This window comes from Streptomyces sp. NPDC041068 (genome assembly GCF_040647455.1).
Classification (GTDB): Bacteria; Actinomycetota; Actinomycetes; order Streptomycetales; family Streptomycetaceae; genus Streptomyces.
On record NZ_JBEZCG010000020.1, the window covers coordinates 151,166 to 170,453 of the forward strand.

Consider the following 19,288-nt stretch of genomic DNA (forward strand, 5'->3'; position numbering starts at 1 on the left):
CAGGGCTCGCAACAGTACTCCATTCGGGCCACGCGGGTGGACCGCCGCGCCGCCGAACTTCTCGCGGGGGAAGGGAGTTGGCACCCCTCCGCGCACCGTCCGCCCCGCGCGCGGGTGGCGCACTTCACGGAATCACCAGAAACGGAACTAATAACTTCGCCCGTACGTCCCTTTCTCGTGTAGTCGGTCGAGAAAGGTAGGCAAGGGTCGGAGATGCGTGAAAAGCCGGATTCCGGCAAGGAGTCGAAGGACCAGGAGGAGCCGGGGGAGAAGCGGCGCCTCGATCTCAGCGTGCCGCAGGTGGCGGGGAGCGCCATCGCCGCGGTCATCGCGGCGAAGCTCGCGTCGAACCTCGGTGTCTACGGGACGATCCTCGGCGCCGGAGTCGTCAGCGCGATCGCGACCTGCGGCGGCACGATCTTCCAGCACTTCTTCAAGCGCACGGGCGAGCAGATACGTGACGTCACGGTCCAGGCCAAGCCGAAGGCGCGCCAAGTTCCGGTGACCGCCGCGACGCAGGTGCCCGAGACGTTCAGGACCGCCTCCTACACGGGAGCCGCCTCCTACACGGGGGCGGTGTCCACCACCGGGCCCGTGACCACGACGTGGGGGAGGCCACAGGCCGCCGACGCCGACGAGACCACGGTGCTGCCCGCGGCCGGAGCCGCGGATGCCACCACCGTGCTGCCCGCCGCGGACCCCGACGCCGAGAGGACCCAGCTCCTCGGGTCGGTGGACGCCACGCAGTTGGTGCCGCGCGACGATGCCACGCGGGTGCTGCGTGCCACGGGTCCGGCCGCGGTGCCACCGGTCGAACCCCCGCTTCCGTCGGAGGAGTTCACCGAGGGCACGACGCACCGTACGCAGATCCGCAGCTGGAAGCGGCCGTTGATCGCGGCGGCCGTGGTGTTCGGAGTCACCATGGCCGGGATCACCACGTACGAACTCGTTGCCGACAAGAGCTTCAGCGGCGGCAAGGGCACGACGATCGGCAACGGCCTGTCGGGGAAGAACACCTCTCCGAAGGAGCAGTCCACGCCCTCCGACGAGCCGTCCGGCCAGCCCTCGGACCACGGCACTTCGGGGACCGGCGACGGTTCGGGGACGGGCGGCGGCGCCACCCGGGATCCGAACGGGACCGGCGGGCAGACCCCCGACAAGGGCACCGGAACCGACTCCGGTTCCAAGGAGGACCCCGACAAGGGCACCGGCACGGACCCCGACAAGGACAAGGACACCGGCTCCGGAGACGAGGGTTCCAAGACGGACCCGACGCCCACGCCGACCCCGCCGACGCCCACTCCGTCGACCGGCAGTGGCAGTGGCAGTGGCAGTGGCAGCGGGTCCGGCTCGGGCGGCGACGGCCAGCAGGGCGAGACGCCCGCTCCGTAGAGCGAGGTCACGCCGGGGCGAGGTCAGTCGCCGAGGACGCGCCGCAGGTAGTCGTTGCCGAACAGGCGGTCCGGGTCGAGGCGGTCGCGCAGGGCCGCGAACTCGCCGAAGCGGGGGTACGCCTTGGAGAAGTACTCCGCGTCGCGCGTGTGCACCTTGCCCCAGTGCGGCCGCCCTTCGTGCGCGGTGAAGATCCGCTCGGCGGCCGTGAAGTACGCCTGGTAGGGCGTGCCCCTGTACATGTGGACGGCGATGTACGCGCTCTCCCGGCCCGATGCCGTGGAGAGCGCGATGTCGTCCGCGGGCGCCGTGCGGACCTCCACGGGGAAGCTGATCCGCAGCCGCGAGCGCTCCACCATCGCCTTGAGCTCGCGCAGGGTCTCCACGAGGGCCTCGCGCGGAACGGCGTACTCCATCTCCATGAACCGCACACGGCGCGGGCTGGTGAAGACCTTGTACGGGATGTCCGTGTACGTACGGGCCGAGAGCGCCTTGCTGGAGATCTTGGCGATGCCGGGGATCGTCGCGGGAACGGCGCGGCCCAGGGAATTGACCACCTGGAAGAGGCCGTTGGAGAGCAGTTCGTCCTCGACGAAGGCGGAGATCCTGGAGGGCGGGGCCGCGGGACCGGGGCTGCGGTTGTTGCGCTTGGTGTTGCAGTTGCCGGTGTGCGGGAACCAGTAGAACTCGAAGTGCTCGTTCTCGGTGAAGAGAGCGTCGAACTCGTCGGTGACCTGGTCGAAGGTCATGGGTTCCTCGCGGGCCGTGAGGTAGAAGATCGGCTCCACGGCGAAGGTGATCGCGGTGATGACGCCGAGCGCGCCGAGCCCGATGCGGGCGGCGGCGAAGACCTCGGGGTTCTCGTCGGCGGAGCAGGTCAGGACGGTGCCGTCCGCGGTGACCAGCTCAAGTCCCTTGATCTGGGCGGCGATCGAGGCCGAGTCGCGGCCCGTGCCGTGCGTGCCGGTGCTGACGGCTCCGGAGACGGTCTGTTCCATGATGTCGCCCATGTTCGTGAGCGACAGGCCCTCACGGGCGAGCGCCGCGTTCAGGCGCTTGAGCGGAGTGCCGGCCTCCACGGTGACCGTGCCCGCGGCCCGGTCGATCCTGCGGATGCCGGTGAGGAGATCGGGGCGTATGAGGACGCCGTCGGTCGCGGCGGTCGCCGTGAAGGAGTGGCCCGTGCCGACGGGCTTCACCCTGAGGCCGTCCTCCTTGGCGCGGCGCAGGGCGATGGACAGCTCGTCGACGGACGCGGGAGTGGCCTCCCTGACCGGCCGCGCCGTGACGTTGCCCGCCCAGTTACGCCACGCCGCTGTGCTCTTCCCGCTGCCCGTGCCCGTTCCCGTGCTCATGGGTCCCTCCCCGTTGCGGAACCGGCCGCTTCAGCCGGCGATACCCCAGGAACCCGACCGCGACCGCGACGGCCCCGGAGATTCCCGGGACCGCGTACCCGGCGTCGGAGCCCGCTGCGTCGATGACCCAGCCGGCCGCGGAGGAGCCGAGCGCGACGCCGACCGCGAGCCCGGTGCTCACCCAGGTCATGCCCTCGGTCAGTTTCGCGCGTGGTACGTGCTGCTCGACGAGGGCCATCGTCGTGATCATTGTCGGTGCGATGGAGAGGCCCGCGACGAACAACGCCACGGCCAGAAACGGAAGGTTCCCGACCAGTTGAAGCGGGATCATACTCACGGCCATCGCGCAGACACCCAGCAGCCACCGGGGTGCCGGTGCTCCCTTGAAGTGCAGCAGGCCGAAGACCGCGCCCGCCAGGCAGGACCCGAGCGCGTAGACCGCGAGGACCAGGCTCGCCGCCGACTTGTGGCCCTGGTCCTCCGCGTACGCCACGGTCACCACGTCGATCGACCCGAAGATCGCGCCGGTCGCGACGAAGGTGGCGACGAGCACCTGCAGGCCGCCGGAGCGCAACGCCGAGCCCCCGGTGTGGTGTTCGCGCGGGTGCGGCACCGGCTCCGTGGCCCGCTGGGCCGTCAGCCAGAAGACGCCCACGGCGAGGAAGGCCCCGGCGAGCAGCGGTCCCGCCTCGGGGAACCACACGGTGGAGAGGCCGATCGAGATGATCGGCCCGAAGATGAAACAGACCTCGTCCACCACGGACTCGAAGGAGTACGCGGTGTGGAGCTGCGGGGTGTCGCGGTACAGGACGGCCCAGCGCGCCCGGATCATCGAGCCCACGCTCGGCACGCAGCCGACCAGCGCGGCGAAGAGGAACAGCGTCCAGTCGGGCGCCTCGAACTTCGCGCACAGCAGCAGTCCGGTGACTGCGAGGAGCGACACCAGCGTCGCGGGCCGCAGGACGCGGCGCTGGCCGTGCCGGTCCACGAGGCGGGAGATCTGCGGGCCGATCGCGGCGGCGGACAGCGCGACGGTCGCCGACAGGGCGCCCGCGAGGCCGTACCTCCCGGTCAGCTGGGACACCATCGTCACGATGCCGATGCCCATCATCGACAGCGGCATACGGCCGAGGAACCCGGCGGTGGAGAAGGCCTTGGTGCCGGGGGCGGCGAATATGGCGCGGTAGGGGCTGGGCACGTGGGACTCCGCTGAGGCGCCGGGGCGGCTCCGCGCAGGAGGGGCTCCGGTAAGGCGTAAAGGTGGCCGATACAGCTTACGGCTCGGCAGGTCCGTGCCGCACCGTATTTTTCCGGACGGCGGAGGCCGTTTTCCGGCTGTCAGTGGCGGGTGGCAGGATCGGAGACATGTCCGATGCGCTCGATCCCACTCCGTACGACGCTCTGCTGCTGCTCTCCTTCGGCGGCCCCGAAGGCCCGGACGACGTCGTCCCGTTCCTGGAGAACGTGACGCGCGGGCGCGGCATCCCCAAGGAGCGGCTCAAGGAGGTGGGGCAGCATTACTTCCTGTTCGGCGGGGTCAGCCCGATCAACGACCAGAACCGCGCCCTGCTCGACGCCCTGCGCAAGGACTTCGCGGAGCACGGCCTCGCCCTGCCGGTCTACTGGGGCAACCGCAACTGGTCGCCGTACCTGACCGACACCCTGCGCGAGATGGTCGCCGACGGGCACCGCCGCATCCTGGTCCTCGCCACGAGTGCGTACGCCTCGTACTCGGGCTGCCGCCAGTACCGCGAGAACCTCGCGGACTCCCTCGCCGCCCTGGAGGCCGAGGGCCTGGAGCTGCCCAGGGCCGACAAGCTCCGGCACTACTTCAACCACCCCGGCTTCGTGCGCCCCATGATCGACGGTGTCCTGGAGTCCCTCGCCGACCTCCCCGAGGACGTTCGCGCGGGCGCGCACCTGGCCTTCACGACGCACTCCATCCCGAACTCCGCGGCGGACACCTCGGGCCCGGTGGAGGCCCACGGGGACGGCGGTGCGTACGTCGAGGAGCATCTGGACGTGGCCCGGCTCATCGCCGAAGCGGTGCGCGAGGAGACCGGCGTCGCGCACCCCTGGCAGCTCGTCTACCAGTCGCGCAGCGGCGCCCCGCACATCCCGTGGCTGGAGCCCGACATCTGCGACCACCTGGAGGAGCGGCACGGCGCGGGCGCGCCCGCGGTGGTCATGGTCCCCATCGGCTTCGTCTCGGACCACATGGAGGTCCTGTACGACCTCGACACCGAGGCCGAGGCCAAGGCGAAGGAGCTGGGCCTTCCGGTGCGCCGCTCGGCGACCGTCGGAGCCGACCCGCGGTTCGCCGCGGCGATCAGGGAACTGGTCCTGGAGCGGGCCGCCGCCGAGAGCGGCACGGCCGTCACCCCCTGCGCCCTGGGCTCCCTCGGCGCGAGCCACGACCTGTGCCCGGTGGGCTGCTGCCCCGCCCGCGCCCCCAAGCCCGCGGCCGCGGGCGTCGACAGCCCGTACGCGTAAGGACCGCCACGTGACTGACCCGACCGACCCGACCGACCCGACCGATTCGACCGACCTGGCCGACCTCAAGGCGGAACTCCTCGACGTCGCCCTGGAGGCCGCCCACCGCGCCGGAACCTTCCTGAGCGAAGGGCGCCCCGACGACCTGGGCGTGGCCGCCACCAAGTCCAGCGCGGTCGACGTGGTCACCGAGATGGACATCGCGTCCGAGAAGCTGATCACCGGCTTCCTCGCCGAGCGCAGGCCGGACGACGGCGTGCTCGGCGAGGAGGGCGCGAGCTCCGAGGGCAGCAGCGGTGTGCAGTGGGTGATCGACCCGATCGACGGCACCGTCAACTACCTCTACGGGCGCCCCGATTGGTCCGTCTCCATCGCCGCCCGCAAGGACGGCGAGACGCTCGTCGGCGTCGTGCACGCCCCGATGCGCGGCGAGACGTACCGCGCGGTCCTCGGCGAGGGCGCCCACGTCAACGACAGGCCCGCGCGCGTCCGCCCGGCCCCGCCGTTCGACCAGGCCCTGATCGGCACCGGTTTCGGGTACGTGGCCGAGCGTCGCGCCCAGCAGGCCGAGGTCGCCCGCCATCTGATCCCGAAGGTGCGGGACATCCGGCGCGGCGGGTCGGCCGCGATCGACCTGTGCGACGTCGCGGTGGGCCGGCTCGACGCGTACTACGAGCGCGGGCTCAACCCCTGGGACTTCGCGGCGGGCGACCTCGTCGCGCGGGAAGCGGGCGCCCTGACCGGTGGCCGCCCCGCAGAGGCCCTGTCGGGCGAGCTGGCCATCGCCGCCCCGCCCGGCCTCTTCGAGACGCTCCAGGGCCTCCTGGAGGACCTCGGCGCCTGGCACGACTGACCCGGGCGAGCCCCGCGCGTCCTGGCGCCCACAGAGCACACGAAGCGCACACAGAGGACGCAGAGGACGCAGAGGACGCAGAGCACACAGAAGGGCCCCGGCACCTCGTCCAACAGGTGCCGGGGCCCTTCCGCGTCAGTGCTCAGGCGCCGCTCAGGCGTGCAGCGCGCCTACCTCGACTCCGTGCTCGGCGGCCAGACGGTGGAGATCTTCCAGCTCCGCCTGCTCGACCTCGGCAAGGAAGTCGTCTCCCGTCTCACGGGCCTTCGTGAGGTCGGACTCCGTGGCCTTTATGCGCTGCAGGAGACCTGCGGTGAATGCGTCCATGGTTGCGCCCCCTCGGCTGGGTCGTGGGTCGATGGCACGGGGGTGTGCCCTCAAGAAGGGGCGATCACGTCCAAGCCGCTCCATCCGACTCCGTGGAGCGGAGCGCCCCACCGGGACGGTGGCCGGGCGACGGGTGGGCGGTTCGTGGCGTGCCACATACATAGCGTGATCGCGGGTGTAAGGCCGTCCTCCCCTCGCTCCCTTACGGAGAAACCTCAACGGCCGGAGAAAATCCCGCATTCCCGCGGCTCGGAGCCGGTCGCAGGCCGCCTTACAGCCGGTTTATGGCCGAAAGGGGCAGGATGGAGGTCTACCCCAAGACAAACCTGCCCGCTGGGCACAGAGGAAGGACAGCGACGTGCGCGTACTCGTCGTCGAGGACGAGCAGCTGCTCGCCGATGCGGTGGCCACCGGACTGCGCCGGGAGGCCATGGCCGTCGACGTCGTGTACGACGGAGCGGCCGCCCTGGAGCGCATCGGCGTCAACGACTACGACGTCGTGGTGCTCGACCGTGACCTCCCGCTCGTCCACGGCGACGACGTCTGCCGCAAGATCGTCGAACTCGGCATGCCGACCCGCGTCCTGATGCTCACCGCGTCGGGCGACGTCAGCGACCGAGTCGAGGGCCTGGAGATCGGTGCCGACGACTATCTCCCCAAGCCCTTCGCGTTCAGCGAGCTCACGGCACGCGTGCGTGCCCTCGGACGGCGCACCAGCGTGCCGCTGCCGCCCGTCCTGGAGCGCGCGGGCATCAAGCTCGACCCCAACCGCCGCGAGGTCTTCCGCGACGGCAAGGAGATCCAGCTCGCCCCCAAGGAGTTCGCCGTCCTGGAGGTGCTGCTGCGCAGCGAGGGTGCGGTCGTCTCCGCGGAGCAGCTCCTGGAGAAGGCCTGGGACGAGAACACGGACCCGTTCACGAACGTCGTCCGGGTGACCGTCATGACCCTGCGCCGCAAGCTCGGCGAGCCCGCCGTCATCGTGACGGTGCCGGGCTCCGGTTACCGGATCTGATCCCCGGTGGCCGCGACCCCGGCGCCCCCAGCAGCGCCTCCGAAGCCGACGTGGGACCCGAGGAAGGCCGAGCCGCCGTTCCCGTGGCTGCGTCCGACCATCCGCATACGGCTCACTTTGCTGTACGGCGGCATGTTCCTGATCGCGGGCATCCTCTTGCTCTCGATCATCTACCTGCTCGCCGCGCAGGCCCTGAACGTGGGCAGTGACCTGCCGTTCAGGGTCACGGGCAAGTCCACGGTCAGCAGCAGTACCTGCACCAACTTCCGCGGGCTCCCCGACGGCCCCTCGGAGGCACAGCTCAACGCCGCGCTGAACGAGTGCGTCAACCAGGTGCGCCAGAACGCCCTCGACAACCTCCTCAGCCGCTCGCTGCTCGCCCTGCTCGGCCTCGCCGTGATCGCCTTCGCCTTCGGGTACGCGATGGCGGGCCGCGTGCTCTCGCCGCTCGGCAGGATCACGCGCACCGCCCGCCGGGTGGCCGGCACGGACCTGACACGGCGGATCGAACTGGACGGCCCGGACGACGAGTTGAAGGAGCTCTCGGACACCTTCGACGAGATGCTGGACCGCCTGGAACGGGCCTTCACGGCCCAGCAGAGGTTCGTCGGCAACGCCTCGCACGAGCTGCGCACGCCGTTGGCGATCAACCGCACGCTCCTGGAGGTGCAGCTCTCCGACCCCGGGGCGCCGCCCGAGCTCCATCAGCTCGGCAAGACGCTCCTGGCCACCAACGAGCGCAGCGAGCAGCTCGTGGAGGGCCTGCTGCTGCTCGCCCGCAGCGACAACCAGATCGTGGAGCGCAAACCGGTCGACCTCGCCGAGGTCGCCAACCGCGCCGTCGACCAGGTGCACGCCGAGGCGGAGGCCAAGGGCGTGGAGATCCGCGGGGAGCGCGGGCTGGCCGTCGTGCAGGGCAACGGCGTCCTCCTGGAGCGCATCGCCCTGAACCTCGTCCAGAACGCCGTCAGGTACAACGTGCCGAATCAAGAGGGGCAGGGCGAAGCCCTTCAGGACAAGGGTGGGGGTGGGCGACGGGAGGGCGGCTGGGTCGAGGTCACCACGGAGGCCCAGCACGGCCAGGCGGTCCTGGTGGTGTCGAACACGGGCCCGGTGGTGCCCGCGTACGAGATCGACAACCTCTTCGAGCCCTTCCGGAGGCTGCGGACCGAGCGGACCGGCAGCGACAAGGGCGTCGGGCTCGGTCTGTCGATCGCCCGGTCGGTGGCGCGGGCCCACGGGGGCCGTATCATCGCGGAGCCGCGCGAGGGGGGTGGGCTCGTGATGCGAGTCACCCTGCCCATCTGAGATGCTGCCGCGGACGCGCCGACGTGTTCGCTTTGCGCGGAATTTCCGGGTCCCATCCCCGGGGAGGTCGTGTGCGATCGATCACAGATGCGATTTTTCGGCCATCTACTCTCCGTGATCGCGAAAGTCGTCGGAAAGCCGGGAAAATCCGGGTTTTCGGGGGTCTTGATCACGGGAAGTACACGGGGTGGCGCCCGTGAAGTGCGACATTCGGACCGTGTACGGTCCCGATCGCCATCCAACCCGATCACCTCTTCAGGGGTGCGGTTGGGTGTCGATTGAGTAACAGACCTTGATGTGAGGCAAAATCTCCGCCTCGGGTCGGGCACAAGTCCGGCCTCTCACGCGTTACGTGCGCTGGAGACACCGCAGACACCCAGAGGGGGAGAGCGACATGGCAACGGACTACGACACCCCACGCAAGACCGACGATGACGTCAACGAGGACAGCATCGAGGAACTCAAGGCCAGGCGGAACGACAAGTCGACCTCGTCGGTCGACGTCGACGAGTTCGAGGCCGCCGAGGGCCTGGAGCTGCCCGGCGCCGACCTGTCGAACGAGGAGCTCGCCGTGCGCGTGCTCCCCAAGCAGCAGGACGAGTTCACCTGCATGAGCTGCTTCCTGGTCCACCACCGCAGCCAGCTGGCCCGCGAGAAGAACGGCCAGCCGATCTGCCGCGACTGCGACTGAGGCGGGGTCGGCCGTGACTGGCTCGACCCCGTTCAGGAAGCGCCGCTTCCGCATGCGCGGAGCGGACGAAGCCGGCGCCCCGGGCGCCGGTGCACGCGACGACGAGCGGGGCTCTTCCCGTCAAGGAGCAGCCTCGCTCGAACCGGCGCGCACCCTTGAGGTGGTGCCGGACGGGGCGGCGGTCGACAAGGCCCCCAGGACCTCTCGGACAGCCGGGAAGGCCGGGTCCAGGGGAAGCCGTGTTGCCGCCGTCGCGGACGGTCTGAAGGAAGGCGTGCGCAAGGGCGGGCGCGGCGCCAAGGCCGGCATCGGCTATCTCGCCGACCGGCTCATCGAGAACGCCCCGCGGATCCCGGTCCGCGATCTCGCGACCCTCCGCAAGCAGTTCCCGGGCCTCGGCCCCGAGCAGCTCGCGGACAAACTCATCGCGGGCGCCGCCAACGCCACGTCCACCGTGGGCGCGGGCGTGGGAGCCGCCGCGATGCTGCCGGTGCCGCCAGCGATGCCCGCCGAGCTCGCGGCGGAGATCACCGGCGTCGCCGCCATCGAGCTCAAGCTGATCGCCGAGCTCCATGAGGTCTACGGCCTGCGTCCCGGCGGCAATCTCAAGCAGCGCAGCACCGCGTATCTGACCTCCTGGTCGGAGGAGCGGGGCATCGAGGTCACCAGGCCCTCGACGTTCAACGCGGCGCTGGGCGGCCAGATGAAGCGGGAGCTGCGGCAGCAGATCATGAAGCGGATGGTCCGGAACCTGCCGAACCTGATGCCGTTCATGGTGGGTGCGGCGGTCGGGGCGGTCATGAACCGCCGGGACACGAAGAAGCTGGCCGCGAAGATCCGGGCGGACCTTCGGGCCCATCAAGTGCCGTGGGATGCGCTGGTTGCGCTGCCGCCTCTTGAGGAACCTGTGGATCCTCTGAGGGTGGGAGAGATTCCCAAAGAGCTCGGTCGGTGAGCTCAGTGGGACCTGCGGGTCGTCCGTGGTTGCTCGCGCAGTTCCCCGCGCCCCTTCGGGGTGCTCCTCAGGCGGCGCTCTTGCGTGCCGCGTCCAACGCCGTTGCCAAGGCCTCGGGGTTCCTCGTCGAGATGTACGCGTACGGCGTCGGGTCCGTCGGGTCCGTGATCGGGACGCGCAGGGCCGTGGGGATGTAGGCGCGCAGCAGCATGTACGCGCGCGGGTCGGCCTTGTACGAGCGCCAGGCGCGGACCTCCTCGCCCGTCAGGATCTCCGCCTCGCCCAGGGCGGACACCGGGATCCTCGCGTCGCCCGCGACCAGCGAGTCGGCCACCACGCGGATCCGCACGGAGCCGTACGCGCTGGTGACGACCGCCGCCACGGCCGTGCCGCCGACCAGGCCGCCGAGGAGCGGGAGCGTGCCGAACGGCAACATGGTCAGGGCCATCGCCACACCCACCAGGACCGAGGTGAGCCACCACGAACGGGGCGCGGTCAGGCGTTCTTCGTAAGGCTGCATGGAACCAAGCTTGGCACGGTGCGGTTGCCGCGCTGACGCGGAGGTAAGGTCTGCGCCTGTGAGTGGTACATCTGCAGCTCTGACGCCCCCGGCCGACGCGATAGCGCCCGTCCGCCACCCCGACGCGCCCGCCCCCGGCGAGCTCATCGGAGCCCACTACGAGCACTGTTTCGGCTGTGGAGAGGGCCAGGCACACGGACTGCACCTCGCGGCGCGTGCCGGAGACGGCGTCTGCATCACCGCCGAGTTCACCGTGCGGGAGGCGCACCAGGGTGCGCCGGGGCTCGCGCACGGCGGGGTGCTCGCCACCGCGCTCGACGAGACGCTCGGCTCGCTGAACTGGCTGCTGCGGGTGATCGCCGTGACCGGCCGCCTGGAGACCGACTTCGTGCGGCCCGTGCCGCTGGGGACCGTGCTGTTCCTGGAAGCCGAGGTCACCGCCGTCGCAGGACGGAAGATCTACTCGACCGCCACCGGGCGGATCGGCGGCCCCGACGGGCCCGTCGCGGTCCGCGCCGACGCCCTCTTCATCGAGGTCAAGGTCGACCACTTCATCGACAACGGCCGCCAGGAGGAGATCCAGGCGGCCATGAACGACCCGGACCAGATCCGGCGTGCCCGAGCCTTCGAGGTGAACCCGTGACGTCCCGCACCCCTCTGAACGTACTGATCAGGCGCGTCGACCCCGAAGTGCCGCTGCCCGCATACGCGCAGCCCGGTGACGCGGGTGCCGATCTGCGGACCACCGAATCCTGCGAACTCGCGCCCGGCGAGCGGGTGGTGCTGCCCACCGGGGTGTCCATCGCGCTCCCCGAGGGGTACGCGGCCTTCGTGCACCCCCGTTCGGGGCTCGCGGCCCGGTGTGGTGTCGCTCTGGTGAATGCCCCGGGGACGGTGGATGCCGGGTACCGTGGGGAGATCAAGGTGATCGTGGTGAATCTCGACCCGCGCGAGGCCGTGCGGTTCGAGCGCTTCGACCGGATTGCCCAACTGGTCGTCCAGCAGGTCGAGAAGGTCCGCTTCCAGGAGGTGGCGGAGCTTCCCGCATCGGCGCGGGCCGAGGGGGGCTTCGGGTCCACCGGCGGCCATGCCGCCGTGGGCGTCGGCTCGGGCGTGAGCTCGGGCGAACAAACGGGTGGGAATCGATACGCATCGGTCGTATCCGACCGGGAAGGACAGTGACGTGTTCGGACGTCGCAAGAAGGACAGTGCCGCCGAGGACGCGGCAGGCGCGGACGAGCAGGTCGTCGACGACGTGGACGGCGATGACTCCGCCGACGACGTCGCGCGCTCGCGCGTGAGGCTCGAGCCCGAGCCCCGCCCCGACGGCCCCTGGGACGTCTCCGAGGTCCGTGAGCCCGGCGAGGGCCGCGTGGACCTCGGCGGACTCTTCGTGCCCGGGGTCGAGGGCATGGAGCTGCGGGTGGAGGTCGCGGGCGACGCGATCGTCGCGGCCACCGTCGTGCTCCAGGACAGCGCCATCCAGCTGCAGGGCTTCGCCGCCCCCAAGAAGGAGGGCATCTGGGGCGAGGTCCGCGAGGAGATCGCCTCGGGCATCACCCAGCAGGGCGGCGTCATCGACGAGGTCGAGGGCCCCCTCGGCTGGGAGCTGCGCGCCCAGGTCCCGGTGCAGCTGCCGGACGGCACCGGCGGTGTGCAGGTCGTGCGCTTCATCGGCGTCGACGGCCCCCGCTGGTTCCTGCGCGGTGTGATCTCCGGGCAGGGCGCCGTGCAGCCGCAGGCCGCGGGCCTGCTCGAGCAGATCTTCCGGGACACCGTCGTCGTGCGCGGCGAGGGCCCGATGGCGCCGCGCGACCCGATCGTCCTGAAGCTGCCGGACGACGCGCAGATGGTCGCCGAGGGCGTCAAGGAGGAGCAGCAGGAGGGCTCGCGCTTCTCCGGTGGCATGGGACAGCTCCAGCGCGGTCCCGAGATCACCGAGGTCCGCTGACCCCTGCGACCCCGCAGACGCCTCGCTCCCGCGTGAGCTGACGGTTTCTCAACTGCCTTGTGGCCCGTGGTGGTTCCGGTTCGTCCGGACCATTGCGGGCCACAATTGCGTACGCCCATACTGTGCCGGTCACTCGGGGGGAGACCGGTGCGGTGAGGGGACGTGTGCCCGCTGCGGTGCGGGGGAGTCGGCATCACGGGCTTGTCCTGGGGGCCGCGGGGCTCGCCGTGCTGCTCGCCGCGACCGTGCTCGCCGCGCTCGCGGCGCTGTCCGAGAAGGCCGTCGAGGGCGGGGTGCAGCGGCGGCTCGCCGCGGACCGAGAGGCCGTCGTCGAGGTCGCGGGGCCCCACCGCGCCGAGGGCGCACGGGAGTTGGACCGCGACGTCCGGGCCGCGCTCGGCCGTGCCTACGGCCGCGTGCCCCATCACACCTGGTCGGCGCTGCGCGCGCCCGGGGCCCGCAACGGCGAACTCGCCGTCACCGAAGCCGCGGGACACTCGCGCCAGGACGCCACCGTCTCCGTCGTCGCCCTGGAGGGCGCGGAACGGCACGCCGCACTGATGTCCGGACGGTGGCCGCGCGCCGGTGAAGGGCCCGCCGTCGAGGTCGCGCTGACCGAGGCCGTCGCCTCGCGGCTCGCCGTGCGGCCCGGGGACGGGATCGAGGTGCGGGGCGCGGGCGAGCGGCTCGTACCGATGAAGGTCGTCGGGCTGTACACGGCCGAGGAGCGCGCGCCGGCCGTGTGGGCGTCGCTGAGCAGCACGTTCGGGACGGCCGAGACCATCGCGGTCGTGCCGCGCCGGGACTTCGCGCGGAGCCCGGCGCTCGCCGGGGACGCCAGGGCGCTGTGGCTCGGGGTGCCGGACGCGGACGGGCTGCGGCTCGGGGACATCGGGGCGCTCCAGGACCGGGCCGCGCGGTTCGCGGGCAGTGACGCCTCGCTCTCCGTGCTGCGGGGCACGTACGGCGGGGTCGACGCGGACGACCTGACCCTCTCGGCCGGGCTGCGCAGGGCGCTCGACCGGCTCACCACGCCGATCGCCGTGGCCCGCGCCGGGCTCTACGTCCCCGCGACGCTCCTGGCCGCGCTCGCCGTGGCCGCCCTCGTGCTCACCGCGCGCCAGCTGGCCGAACACCGGCGCCCGGAGCTGGCGTTGCTGGCCGCGCGAGGGGCGGGCACCCGGCGGATCGCCCTGTCGACGGCCGCGCAGTGGGCCTGCGTCGCCGTGCCCGCGGGGCTCGCCGCGCCGTTCCTCGCGGGGCCGCTGCTGCGCGGGCTCGAAGAGGCCGGGCTCATCGAGGGCGACATGCCCGCGTCGGCGGTGACCGCCGTGGGGTGGACGGCCGCCCTGCTCGCCCTCGTCGCGCACGGCCTGGCGGTGCTGTTGCCGACGGTGCGGGCCGTGCGGGACCGGCGGGCGGTGGCCCGGCTCCGGCTGCGCGTCGCGAGGTTCGCGGGTGCCCAGCGCGTCGGGGCGGACCTGGCGCTCGCCGCGGTCGCCGTCCTCGGCTGGCTGCAGCTGCGGCAGTACCGCTCGCCGGTGACGGGCGGCAGCGGCGTCGACCCCGTCCTGGTGCTCGCGCCCGTCGCGATGACCGTGGCGGCGGCGCTGCTCGTCCTGCGGTTCCTGCCGCTGCTCGCCCGCGGTGTCGACCCGCTCGCGCGGCGCGGCAGCGGCCTCGTCCTGCCTCTCGGCGGCTGGCAGATCGGCCGGCGCGCGGCGCGGCACGCGGGGCCCGCCCTGGTCGTGACCCTCGCCTTGGCGGTCGCCGCGCTCAGCAGTACGGCGCTGGCCGTGCTCGACCGGGGCGACCGGGACCAGGCGGTGTTCCAGGTCGGCTCGGACCTGCGGATCGAGCCGGGGGACGGGGTGCCGCCGGGGGAGCGCCGTGCCGCGTACGAGGCGCTGCCGGGGGCCGAGGCCGTCACGCCGGTGATCACTTCGGAGGGGTACGTCGGGCAGGACGCGGTGGCCGTCACCGCGGTCGACACGGAGCGAGGGCCCGTGCCCTCGCTGCGGGGCGACCTCGCGGACCGGCCCCTGCGCGAGCTCGTGGCGCCGCTCGGCAGGGGGATTCCGGAGCACGGGCTTCCGTTGGCGCGGGAAGGGCGCGGCCCGGGGGGCGAACTGCCGCTGCGGGTGCGGCTGTCCGCGAGCGGGAGCGGGACCGTCGTGCCGGTGCGGCTCACCGTCTACTTCGAGGACGGCGACGGGCTGAGCCACTCCAGCTCCGTGGTGATCGATGAGGGCGGCACCCGGACCGTGCCGCTCCGGCTGGGGGTGCGCGGTGGTGACGTACGCATCCTGCAGATCGACCTGAGCATGGTCGGCGAGCGGACGCGGCGGACGTACCGCCTGACCGTCGATCAGGTGCCGGGGCTCACGCGGGAGGCGCGGTGGCGCGATCTGCGGGTGGACCGGCCGGACCTGCGCGCGGCCGGATGCCCGGAGGACGAGCGGGAACCGGAGCTGCCGCAGGGGCGGCCGCCCTCCGGCAAGGCGCCGGGGCCCGTGCTGTGCTCCGACCGGCCCGCGCGCGGCACGCTCGTCGACGCGGTGCTGCGCGGTCCTGACGGAGGGCTCAAGTACCCCACGTGGGGCGTGCGGCTCGGCACCGACCGGGCGAAGGGGCGGCCCGCCGCGCCCGCGCTCGCCGCCGACGCGCTGCTCGCGTCCGGTGCGGTGCGGGTCGGGGACACCGTGACGGTGCGGGGGAGCACGGGCGGGAGCGCACGGGTCGAGATCGTCGGGCGGATCGCCGCGGTGCCGGGAGTGCCGCGCGACCGGCCGCGGCTGCTCGCCGACTCCCGTGCCATGGCGGCCCAGTGGGCGCTGAGCGGGGCGCTGCCGGGGGCGGAGAGCGCGTGGTGGGTGGATGCCGGGGAGGAAGGCGCGGGGGCCGCGCTGGACGCGGTGCGCAAGGATCCGCGGCTGGGCACGGCGGTGGACGTGCCGCACGTGAGGGCTCAGTTGGCGGCCGATCCGCTGCGGCGTGGGGCGCGGGGGGCCCTCGTGCTGTGCCTGGTGCTCGCGCCCGCCTTCGCCGTGATCGCGTTCGCCCTGCATACGGTGCTGTCCGCGCGGGCCAGGGAACGGGAGTTCGCGTTGCTGCGGGCGCTCGGGGTGCGCAAGGGGCAGCTGGCCGCGTACCTGTGGACGGAGCAGTTGGCGCTGGCCGGGGTGGCGGCGGTGCTCGGCACGGTCCTCGGGACCGCGCTCGCCCTGCTGATCATGCCGGTGGTGACGGTCGACGCCGAGGGCGACCCGGTCTTTCCCGGGCTCGTCGCGCAGGTGCCGTGGGTGCGGGTGCTGGTGACCGCCGGGGCGACCGCGGGGGTGATCTGCGCGGTCGTGACGGTGGCCGCGAGGGTTTTGGGGCGGGTTGATCTGGCGCGGGTGCTGCGGGCGGGGGAGGACCGGTGAGGGGGCGTCCGGCGGTTGGTGTCGGTCGGGGGTGCGGTGTCGGTTCGGTTGGGCGTGGGCGTTCGTTGTGGTGGGTGCGTTCCTTCGGGTGGCTGGTCGTGCGTGGGCGCCTGCTGCCGTCGGGCGGAGCGGGGCCGCGTCGGTATGTCCGTCCTCGCCATCTTGGTGTGGGCGCCTCGGGCTTCGGAGCGCTCAGGTGCACCACTGTGCTCCGGGCGGACATACCGACACGTCCCCTCCCGTCGTCCCGCGTCTGCGGGTCCTCGTCGGCTGGGCGTGGAGGTTGTCGTGTGGCGTGAACTGTGGCGGCGTGCGCCTCTCGTCGGTGGGCTCGGGTTGTTGGCCGCCGTGCTCGTGGCCATCGCCGGGGCCGGGCCCTCGGTGCTCGAGCGGCTCGAAGGGGCCGCGCTCGCCGATCGGTTCGAGCAGGTGCAGCGAGCCGTTCCCGGGCTCGTGCACAGCGCGCGGATCGACCCGGAGGAGCCCCGGCCCGGGGAGGAGAGCGACCTCGGGGCCGACCTCGACCGGTATGCGGACATGATGGTGGACGCTGCTCCGAAGGCGCTGCGGGGCGGGCTCGTGCATGACTCCACGCGCATCCGGCTGCCCACGGTGGAGGGGCGGGGCGCCTCGCTGTCGCTCGTGTACGCCTCCGATGCGCCGGGGGCGGACGCGTACGTGGCCGGGCGGGCGCCCCGCGCGCGGGAGCGGGTCGTCGAGCTCGCCGTGTCGGTGCGGACGCGTGACGCGCTCGGCCTGCGGGTCGGACAGCGGATACGGCTCGGGAAGGGCGCCCTGGGGTACGTCGACGCACAGGCGCGTGTCGTCGGTGTCTTCCGGGCCGAGGGCGGGCGGCGGCTGTGGAGTGAACAGCCGCTCCTGGCCCGGCCGTTGCCCGGACTGCGCGGGGCGGCCCCGGAGGCCGGTGCCCTGATCGCGCCGCGCGGTGTCGAGGCGCTGCAGACCCAGGCGGGCGCCGAGCTCACCGTCGACTGGAACATGCGCTTCGTCCCCGGGGACGCCGTCGCTGGACGGTTCGTGGGCGAGCGGGGGGAGCGGGAGTTCCGGCGGGCCATGGCCCGCTACCCGACCTCTGTGGGGGAGTCCTTCTGCACCGTTGGGGGGTACGGCGGGAAGTGGTGCACGATCGGCACCCATCCCTCGACGGAGGTGGAGACCGCCACCGAACTGCCCGACGCCTTCGCGGAGTTCCTGGGGCAGTGGAGGCAGGCGGGCGTCGTGATCTCCTTCGCCCTGGCCTCGCTGCTCGGCGTGGGGCTCGCGGCCGTCGTCGTGGCCTCGCTGCTCGTGGTGCGCCGGGGGCTCGACGCGGACCGGCTGCTGCGGGCGCGCGGCGCCTCGGCCTCGGGGATCGCGCTGGGGCGCGCCCTGTGGAGTGCGCCCGCCCTGGTGCTCGGGTTCGCCGGCGGCTGCGCGGTCGCCGCGGCGGTGCCGGGGAGTTCACCCGCGTACGGAAAAGGGCTCGCCGTCGCGGTGCTCGCCTGGCTGCTGCTGCCCGTGCTGACCTGGTTCGCCGTACGGGACCGGGCCGTGCTGCGGGACCGGGAGCCGCGGGGCGCCGGGCGCCGCCTCGTCGTCGAGGCGCTGGTGCTGCTGCTCGCCGCGGGTGGGGTGTTCGCGCTGCGGGCGCGCGGGACGGAGGGGGCGGCGGGGCCCGATCCGCTGCTGGCCGCCGTGCCCGTGCTGCTCGGCCTTGCGACGGTCGCCGTCCTGGTGCGGTGCTATCCCTGGCCGGTGCGTGCCGTGGCGCGGTGGTCGGCACGCGGGCGCGGAGCCGTCGCCCTCGTCGCGCTGTCCCGCGCCGCCAAGGAGGCCCCGGCGCGCGGTCTCGCGCTGCTCGTCCTCGTCGTGACGCTCGCGGGCGCCGTCTTCGGAGGCCTCGTCTCCGGGACGCTGGTGGAGGGGCGGCGCACCGCGGCCGCCTGGCAGGTGGGCGCCGACGCCTCCTTCCTGGGGGCGGCGCGCGACCCCGACATGGCGGAGCGTCTCGCACGCGTGCGTGGCGTGCGGGACGCGGTGACGGTGCGGCAGATGCGGGTCGATCCGGTGAGCGGGACGGACGGGGGACGGTACGGGATCTCCAGCCTGATCGGGGTGGACGGGGCGAAGCTGCGGAAGGCGGCGGGCGGTTCGGCCGCGGCGCGTGCGCTGGAGGACGCCGGGCTCACCGGGGGCGGCGGTGGCGGGGACATCCGGGTGCTCGCCTCCGAGGGGCACGCCGGAGATCTGCTCACCTTCACCCTGCACGGCAAGAAGACGCGCCTGAAGGTGGTGGGGCCGCTGCCCGACGCCGTGGAGCGCGATCCCGCGCTCGGCCCTCTGCGCGGCGCCACCGAGGACCGCGAGCGGCTGCTCCTCGCCGACGCCCGGGACCTCGGGGCCGTGGCCGCCACGGACTTCGAGGCGTCCGCCCTCATGCTGTACGGCGACCACCTGGACGCCGAGGCCCTGCGCTCCCTCGTGCCGCGCACCGCCCCCGGAGCCACCACCGGCGACCTCCGCATCCGTACCGAGGAGCAGGACCGGGCCGAGGACGACGGCATGATCGCCGCCGTGACCACCGCGCACACCGCCTGCACCGCGCTCGCCGTGCTCCTCGCGCTGCTCGCCCTCGTCCTCGAACTGCTCCTGTCCGCGCCCGCGCGCGGGCGCACCACCGCCTGTCTGCGCACCCTCGGCCTCGGCGGACGCGCCACGTCCGCGCTGCAGCTGCTGCAGCTCCTGCCCATGGTGCTCGCGGCCGTCGCGGGCGGCGTCGCGCTCGGCCTCGCGCTGCCCGCGCTGCTCGGCCCCGCCCTGGAGCTGCGGGAGTTCACCGGCGGGCCCACCGCGCCCGCCCCGCACGTCGACGCGCTGTTCACCGCGGCCCTCGGCGCGGGACTCTGTGTCCTGGTCGCCGCGGCGGTGGGCGTGGAGACCTGGCTCGGGCGCCGCCGAGGGCTCGGCGCCGTCCTGCGACTCGGGAGAAGCGATGACTGAAGTGGC

At 72.9% G+C, this 19,288-nt stretch carries 16 protein-coding genes; 12 read left to right on the forward strand and 4 right to left on the reverse strand.

From position 1 onward, the window contains the following. The first annotated feature begins 213 nt into the window (after window positions 1-213). Window positions 214-1,392, forward strand: a complete 1,179-nt coding sequence (locus AB0B50_RS36865; protein WP_362340197.1) for a hypothetical protein — start codon at window positions 214-216, stop codon at window positions 1,390-1,392. Between the two features lie 23 nt (window positions 1,393-1,415). Here AB0B50_RS36865 and AB0B50_RS36870 read toward each other — a convergent pair whose 3' ends face one another. Together AB0B50_RS36870 and AB0B50_RS36875 are read right to left on the reverse strand one after the other, a co-directional pair. After that, window positions 1,416-2,747 (reverse strand): D-arabinono-1,4-lactone oxidase, encoded by a 1,332-nt coding sequence (locus AB0B50_RS36870; RefSeq protein WP_362340198.1) that lies wholly within the window; start codon window positions 2,745-2,747, stop codon window positions 1,416-1,418. Further along, on the reverse strand, window positions 2,695-3,945 hold the full coding sequence (locus AB0B50_RS36875; protein ID WP_362340199.1) for an MFS transporter: 1,251 nt from the start codon (window positions 3,943-3,945) through the stop codon (window positions 2,695-2,697). Before AB0B50_RS36875 ends, AB0B50_RS36870 begins: the two co-directional genes overlap by 53 nt. 167 nt (window positions 3,946-4,112) lie before the next feature. Here AB0B50_RS36875 and AB0B50_RS36880 point away from each other — a divergent pair, with 167 nt between their 5' ends. Together AB0B50_RS36880 and AB0B50_RS36885 are read left to right on the forward strand one after the other, a co-directional pair. Beyond that, window positions 4,113-5,240: a ferrochelatase gene (locus AB0B50_RS36880; protein ID WP_362340200.1), complete on the forward strand. Its 1,128-nt coding sequence runs from the start codon at window positions 4,113-4,115 to the stop codon at window positions 5,238-5,240. Window positions 5,241-5,295: 55 nt separating this feature from the next. Next, window positions 5,296-6,093, forward strand: coding sequence for an inositol monophosphatase family protein (locus AB0B50_RS36885; RefSeq protein ID WP_362340230.1), 798 nt, complete (start codon window positions 5,296-5,298; stop codon window positions 6,091-6,093). A 153-nt stretch (window positions 6,094-6,246) separates the two neighbouring features. Here AB0B50_RS36885 and AB0B50_RS36890 read toward each other — a convergent pair whose 3' ends face one another. Beyond that, window positions 6,247-6,420 carry a hypothetical protein gene (locus AB0B50_RS36890; RefSeq protein ID WP_167357823.1) on the reverse strand — a complete coding sequence of 58 codons (174 nt, stop codon included), beginning with the start codon at window positions 6,418-6,420 and terminating at the stop codon, window positions 6,247-6,249. Between the two features lie 358 nt (window positions 6,421-6,778). Here AB0B50_RS36890 and AB0B50_RS36895 point away from each other — a divergent pair, with 358 nt between their 5' ends. From AB0B50_RS36895 to AB0B50_RS36910, 4 genes are all read left to right on the forward strand, one after another. Further along, window positions 6,779-7,432, forward strand: a complete 654-nt coding sequence (locus AB0B50_RS36895) for a response regulator transcription factor (protein ID WP_055544891.1) — start codon at window positions 6,779-6,781, stop codon at window positions 7,430-7,432. Between the two features lie 6 nt (window positions 7,433-7,438). Further along, window positions 7,439-8,740, forward strand: coding sequence for a HAMP domain-containing sensor histidine kinase (locus tag AB0B50_RS36900; protein WP_362340201.1), 1,302 nt, complete (start codon window positions 7,439-7,441; stop codon window positions 8,738-8,740). A gap of 394 nt (window positions 8,741-9,134) precedes the next feature. Beyond that, complete coding sequence (locus AB0B50_RS36905) at window positions 9,135-9,431, forward strand: DUF4193 domain-containing protein (RefSeq protein ID WP_030357326.1); 297 nt, start codon at window positions 9,135-9,137, stop codon at window positions 9,429-9,431. A gap of 13 nt (window positions 9,432-9,444) precedes the next feature. Next, the gene (locus AB0B50_RS36910) at window positions 9,445-10,386 is read left to right on the forward strand and encodes a hypothetical protein (protein WP_362340202.1); all 942 of its coding nucleotides are present in this window, start codon (window positions 9,445-9,447) and stop codon (window positions 10,384-10,386) included. Window positions 10,387-10,453: 67 nt separating this feature from the next. On the opposite strand, the gene AB0B50_RS36915 is transcribed toward AB0B50_RS36910, so the two are convergent. Next, complete coding sequence (locus AB0B50_RS36915; RefSeq protein WP_362340203.1) at window positions 10,454-10,906, reverse strand: DUF3093 domain-containing protein; 453 nt, start codon at window positions 10,904-10,906, stop codon at window positions 10,454-10,456. A 58-nt stretch (window positions 10,907-10,964) separates the two neighbouring features. Between AB0B50_RS36915 and AB0B50_RS36920 the strand changes: the two genes are divergently transcribed. The 5 genes from AB0B50_RS36920 (at window position 10,965) to AB0B50_RS36940 (ending at window position 19,282) form a co-directional block, all read left to right on the forward strand. Beyond that, window positions 10,965-11,549, forward strand: a complete 585-nt coding sequence (locus AB0B50_RS36920; protein ID WP_362340204.1) for a PaaI family thioesterase — start codon at window positions 10,965-10,967, stop codon at window positions 11,547-11,549. Then, window positions 11,546-12,088, forward strand: a complete 543-nt coding sequence (gene dut, locus AB0B50_RS36925; protein ID WP_362340205.1) for a dUTP diphosphatase — start codon at window positions 11,546-11,548, stop codon at window positions 12,086-12,088. Before AB0B50_RS36920 ends, dut begins: the two co-directional genes overlap by 4 nt. Window position 12,089: 1 nt before the next feature. Next, window positions 12,090-12,857 (forward strand): DUF3710 domain-containing protein, encoded by a 768-nt coding sequence (locus AB0B50_RS36930; protein ID WP_362340206.1) that lies wholly within the window; start codon window positions 12,090-12,092, stop codon window positions 12,855-12,857. A gap of 152 nt (window positions 12,858-13,009) precedes the next feature. Further along, a complete protein-coding gene (locus tag AB0B50_RS36935; RefSeq protein ID WP_362340207.1) occupies window positions 13,010-16,282 on the forward strand; it encodes an ABC transporter permease in 3,273 nt (1,090 codons plus the stop codon). A gap of 288 nt (window positions 16,283-16,570) precedes the next feature. After that, window positions 16,571-19,282: a hypothetical protein gene (locus tag AB0B50_RS36940; protein ID WP_362340208.1), complete on the forward strand. Its 2,712-nt coding sequence runs from the start codon at window positions 16,571-16,573 to the stop codon at window positions 19,280-19,282. The last annotated feature ends 6 nt before the right edge of the window (window positions 19,283-19,288 follow it).

Excerpts from the sequence above, each read along its gene's own strand:
- AB0B50_RS36905 (WP_030357326.1), top strand. The coding sequence starts at position 9,135 with ATGGCAACGGACTACGACACCCCACGCAAGACCGACGATGACGTCAAC.
- AB0B50_RS36890 (WP_167357823.1), bottom strand. The coding sequence starts at position 6,420 with ATGGACGCATTCACCGCAGGTCTCCTGCAGCGCATAAAGGCCACGGAG.
- AB0B50_RS36865 (WP_362340197.1), top strand. The coding sequence starts at position 214 with ATGCGTGAAAAGCCGGATTCCGGCAAGGAGTCGAAGGACCAGGAGGAG.
- AB0B50_RS36915 (WP_362340203.1), bottom strand. The coding sequence starts at position 10,906 with ATGCAGCCTTACGAAGAACGCCTGACCGCGCCCCGTTCGTGGTGGCTC.
- AB0B50_RS36880 (WP_362340200.1), top strand. The coding sequence starts at position 4,113 with ATGTCCGATGCGCTCGATCCCACTCCGTACGACGCTCTGCTGCTGCTC.
- AB0B50_RS36870 (WP_362340198.1), bottom strand. The coding sequence starts at position 2,747 with ATGAGCACGGGAACGGGCACGGGCAGCGGGAAGAGCACAGCGGCGTGG.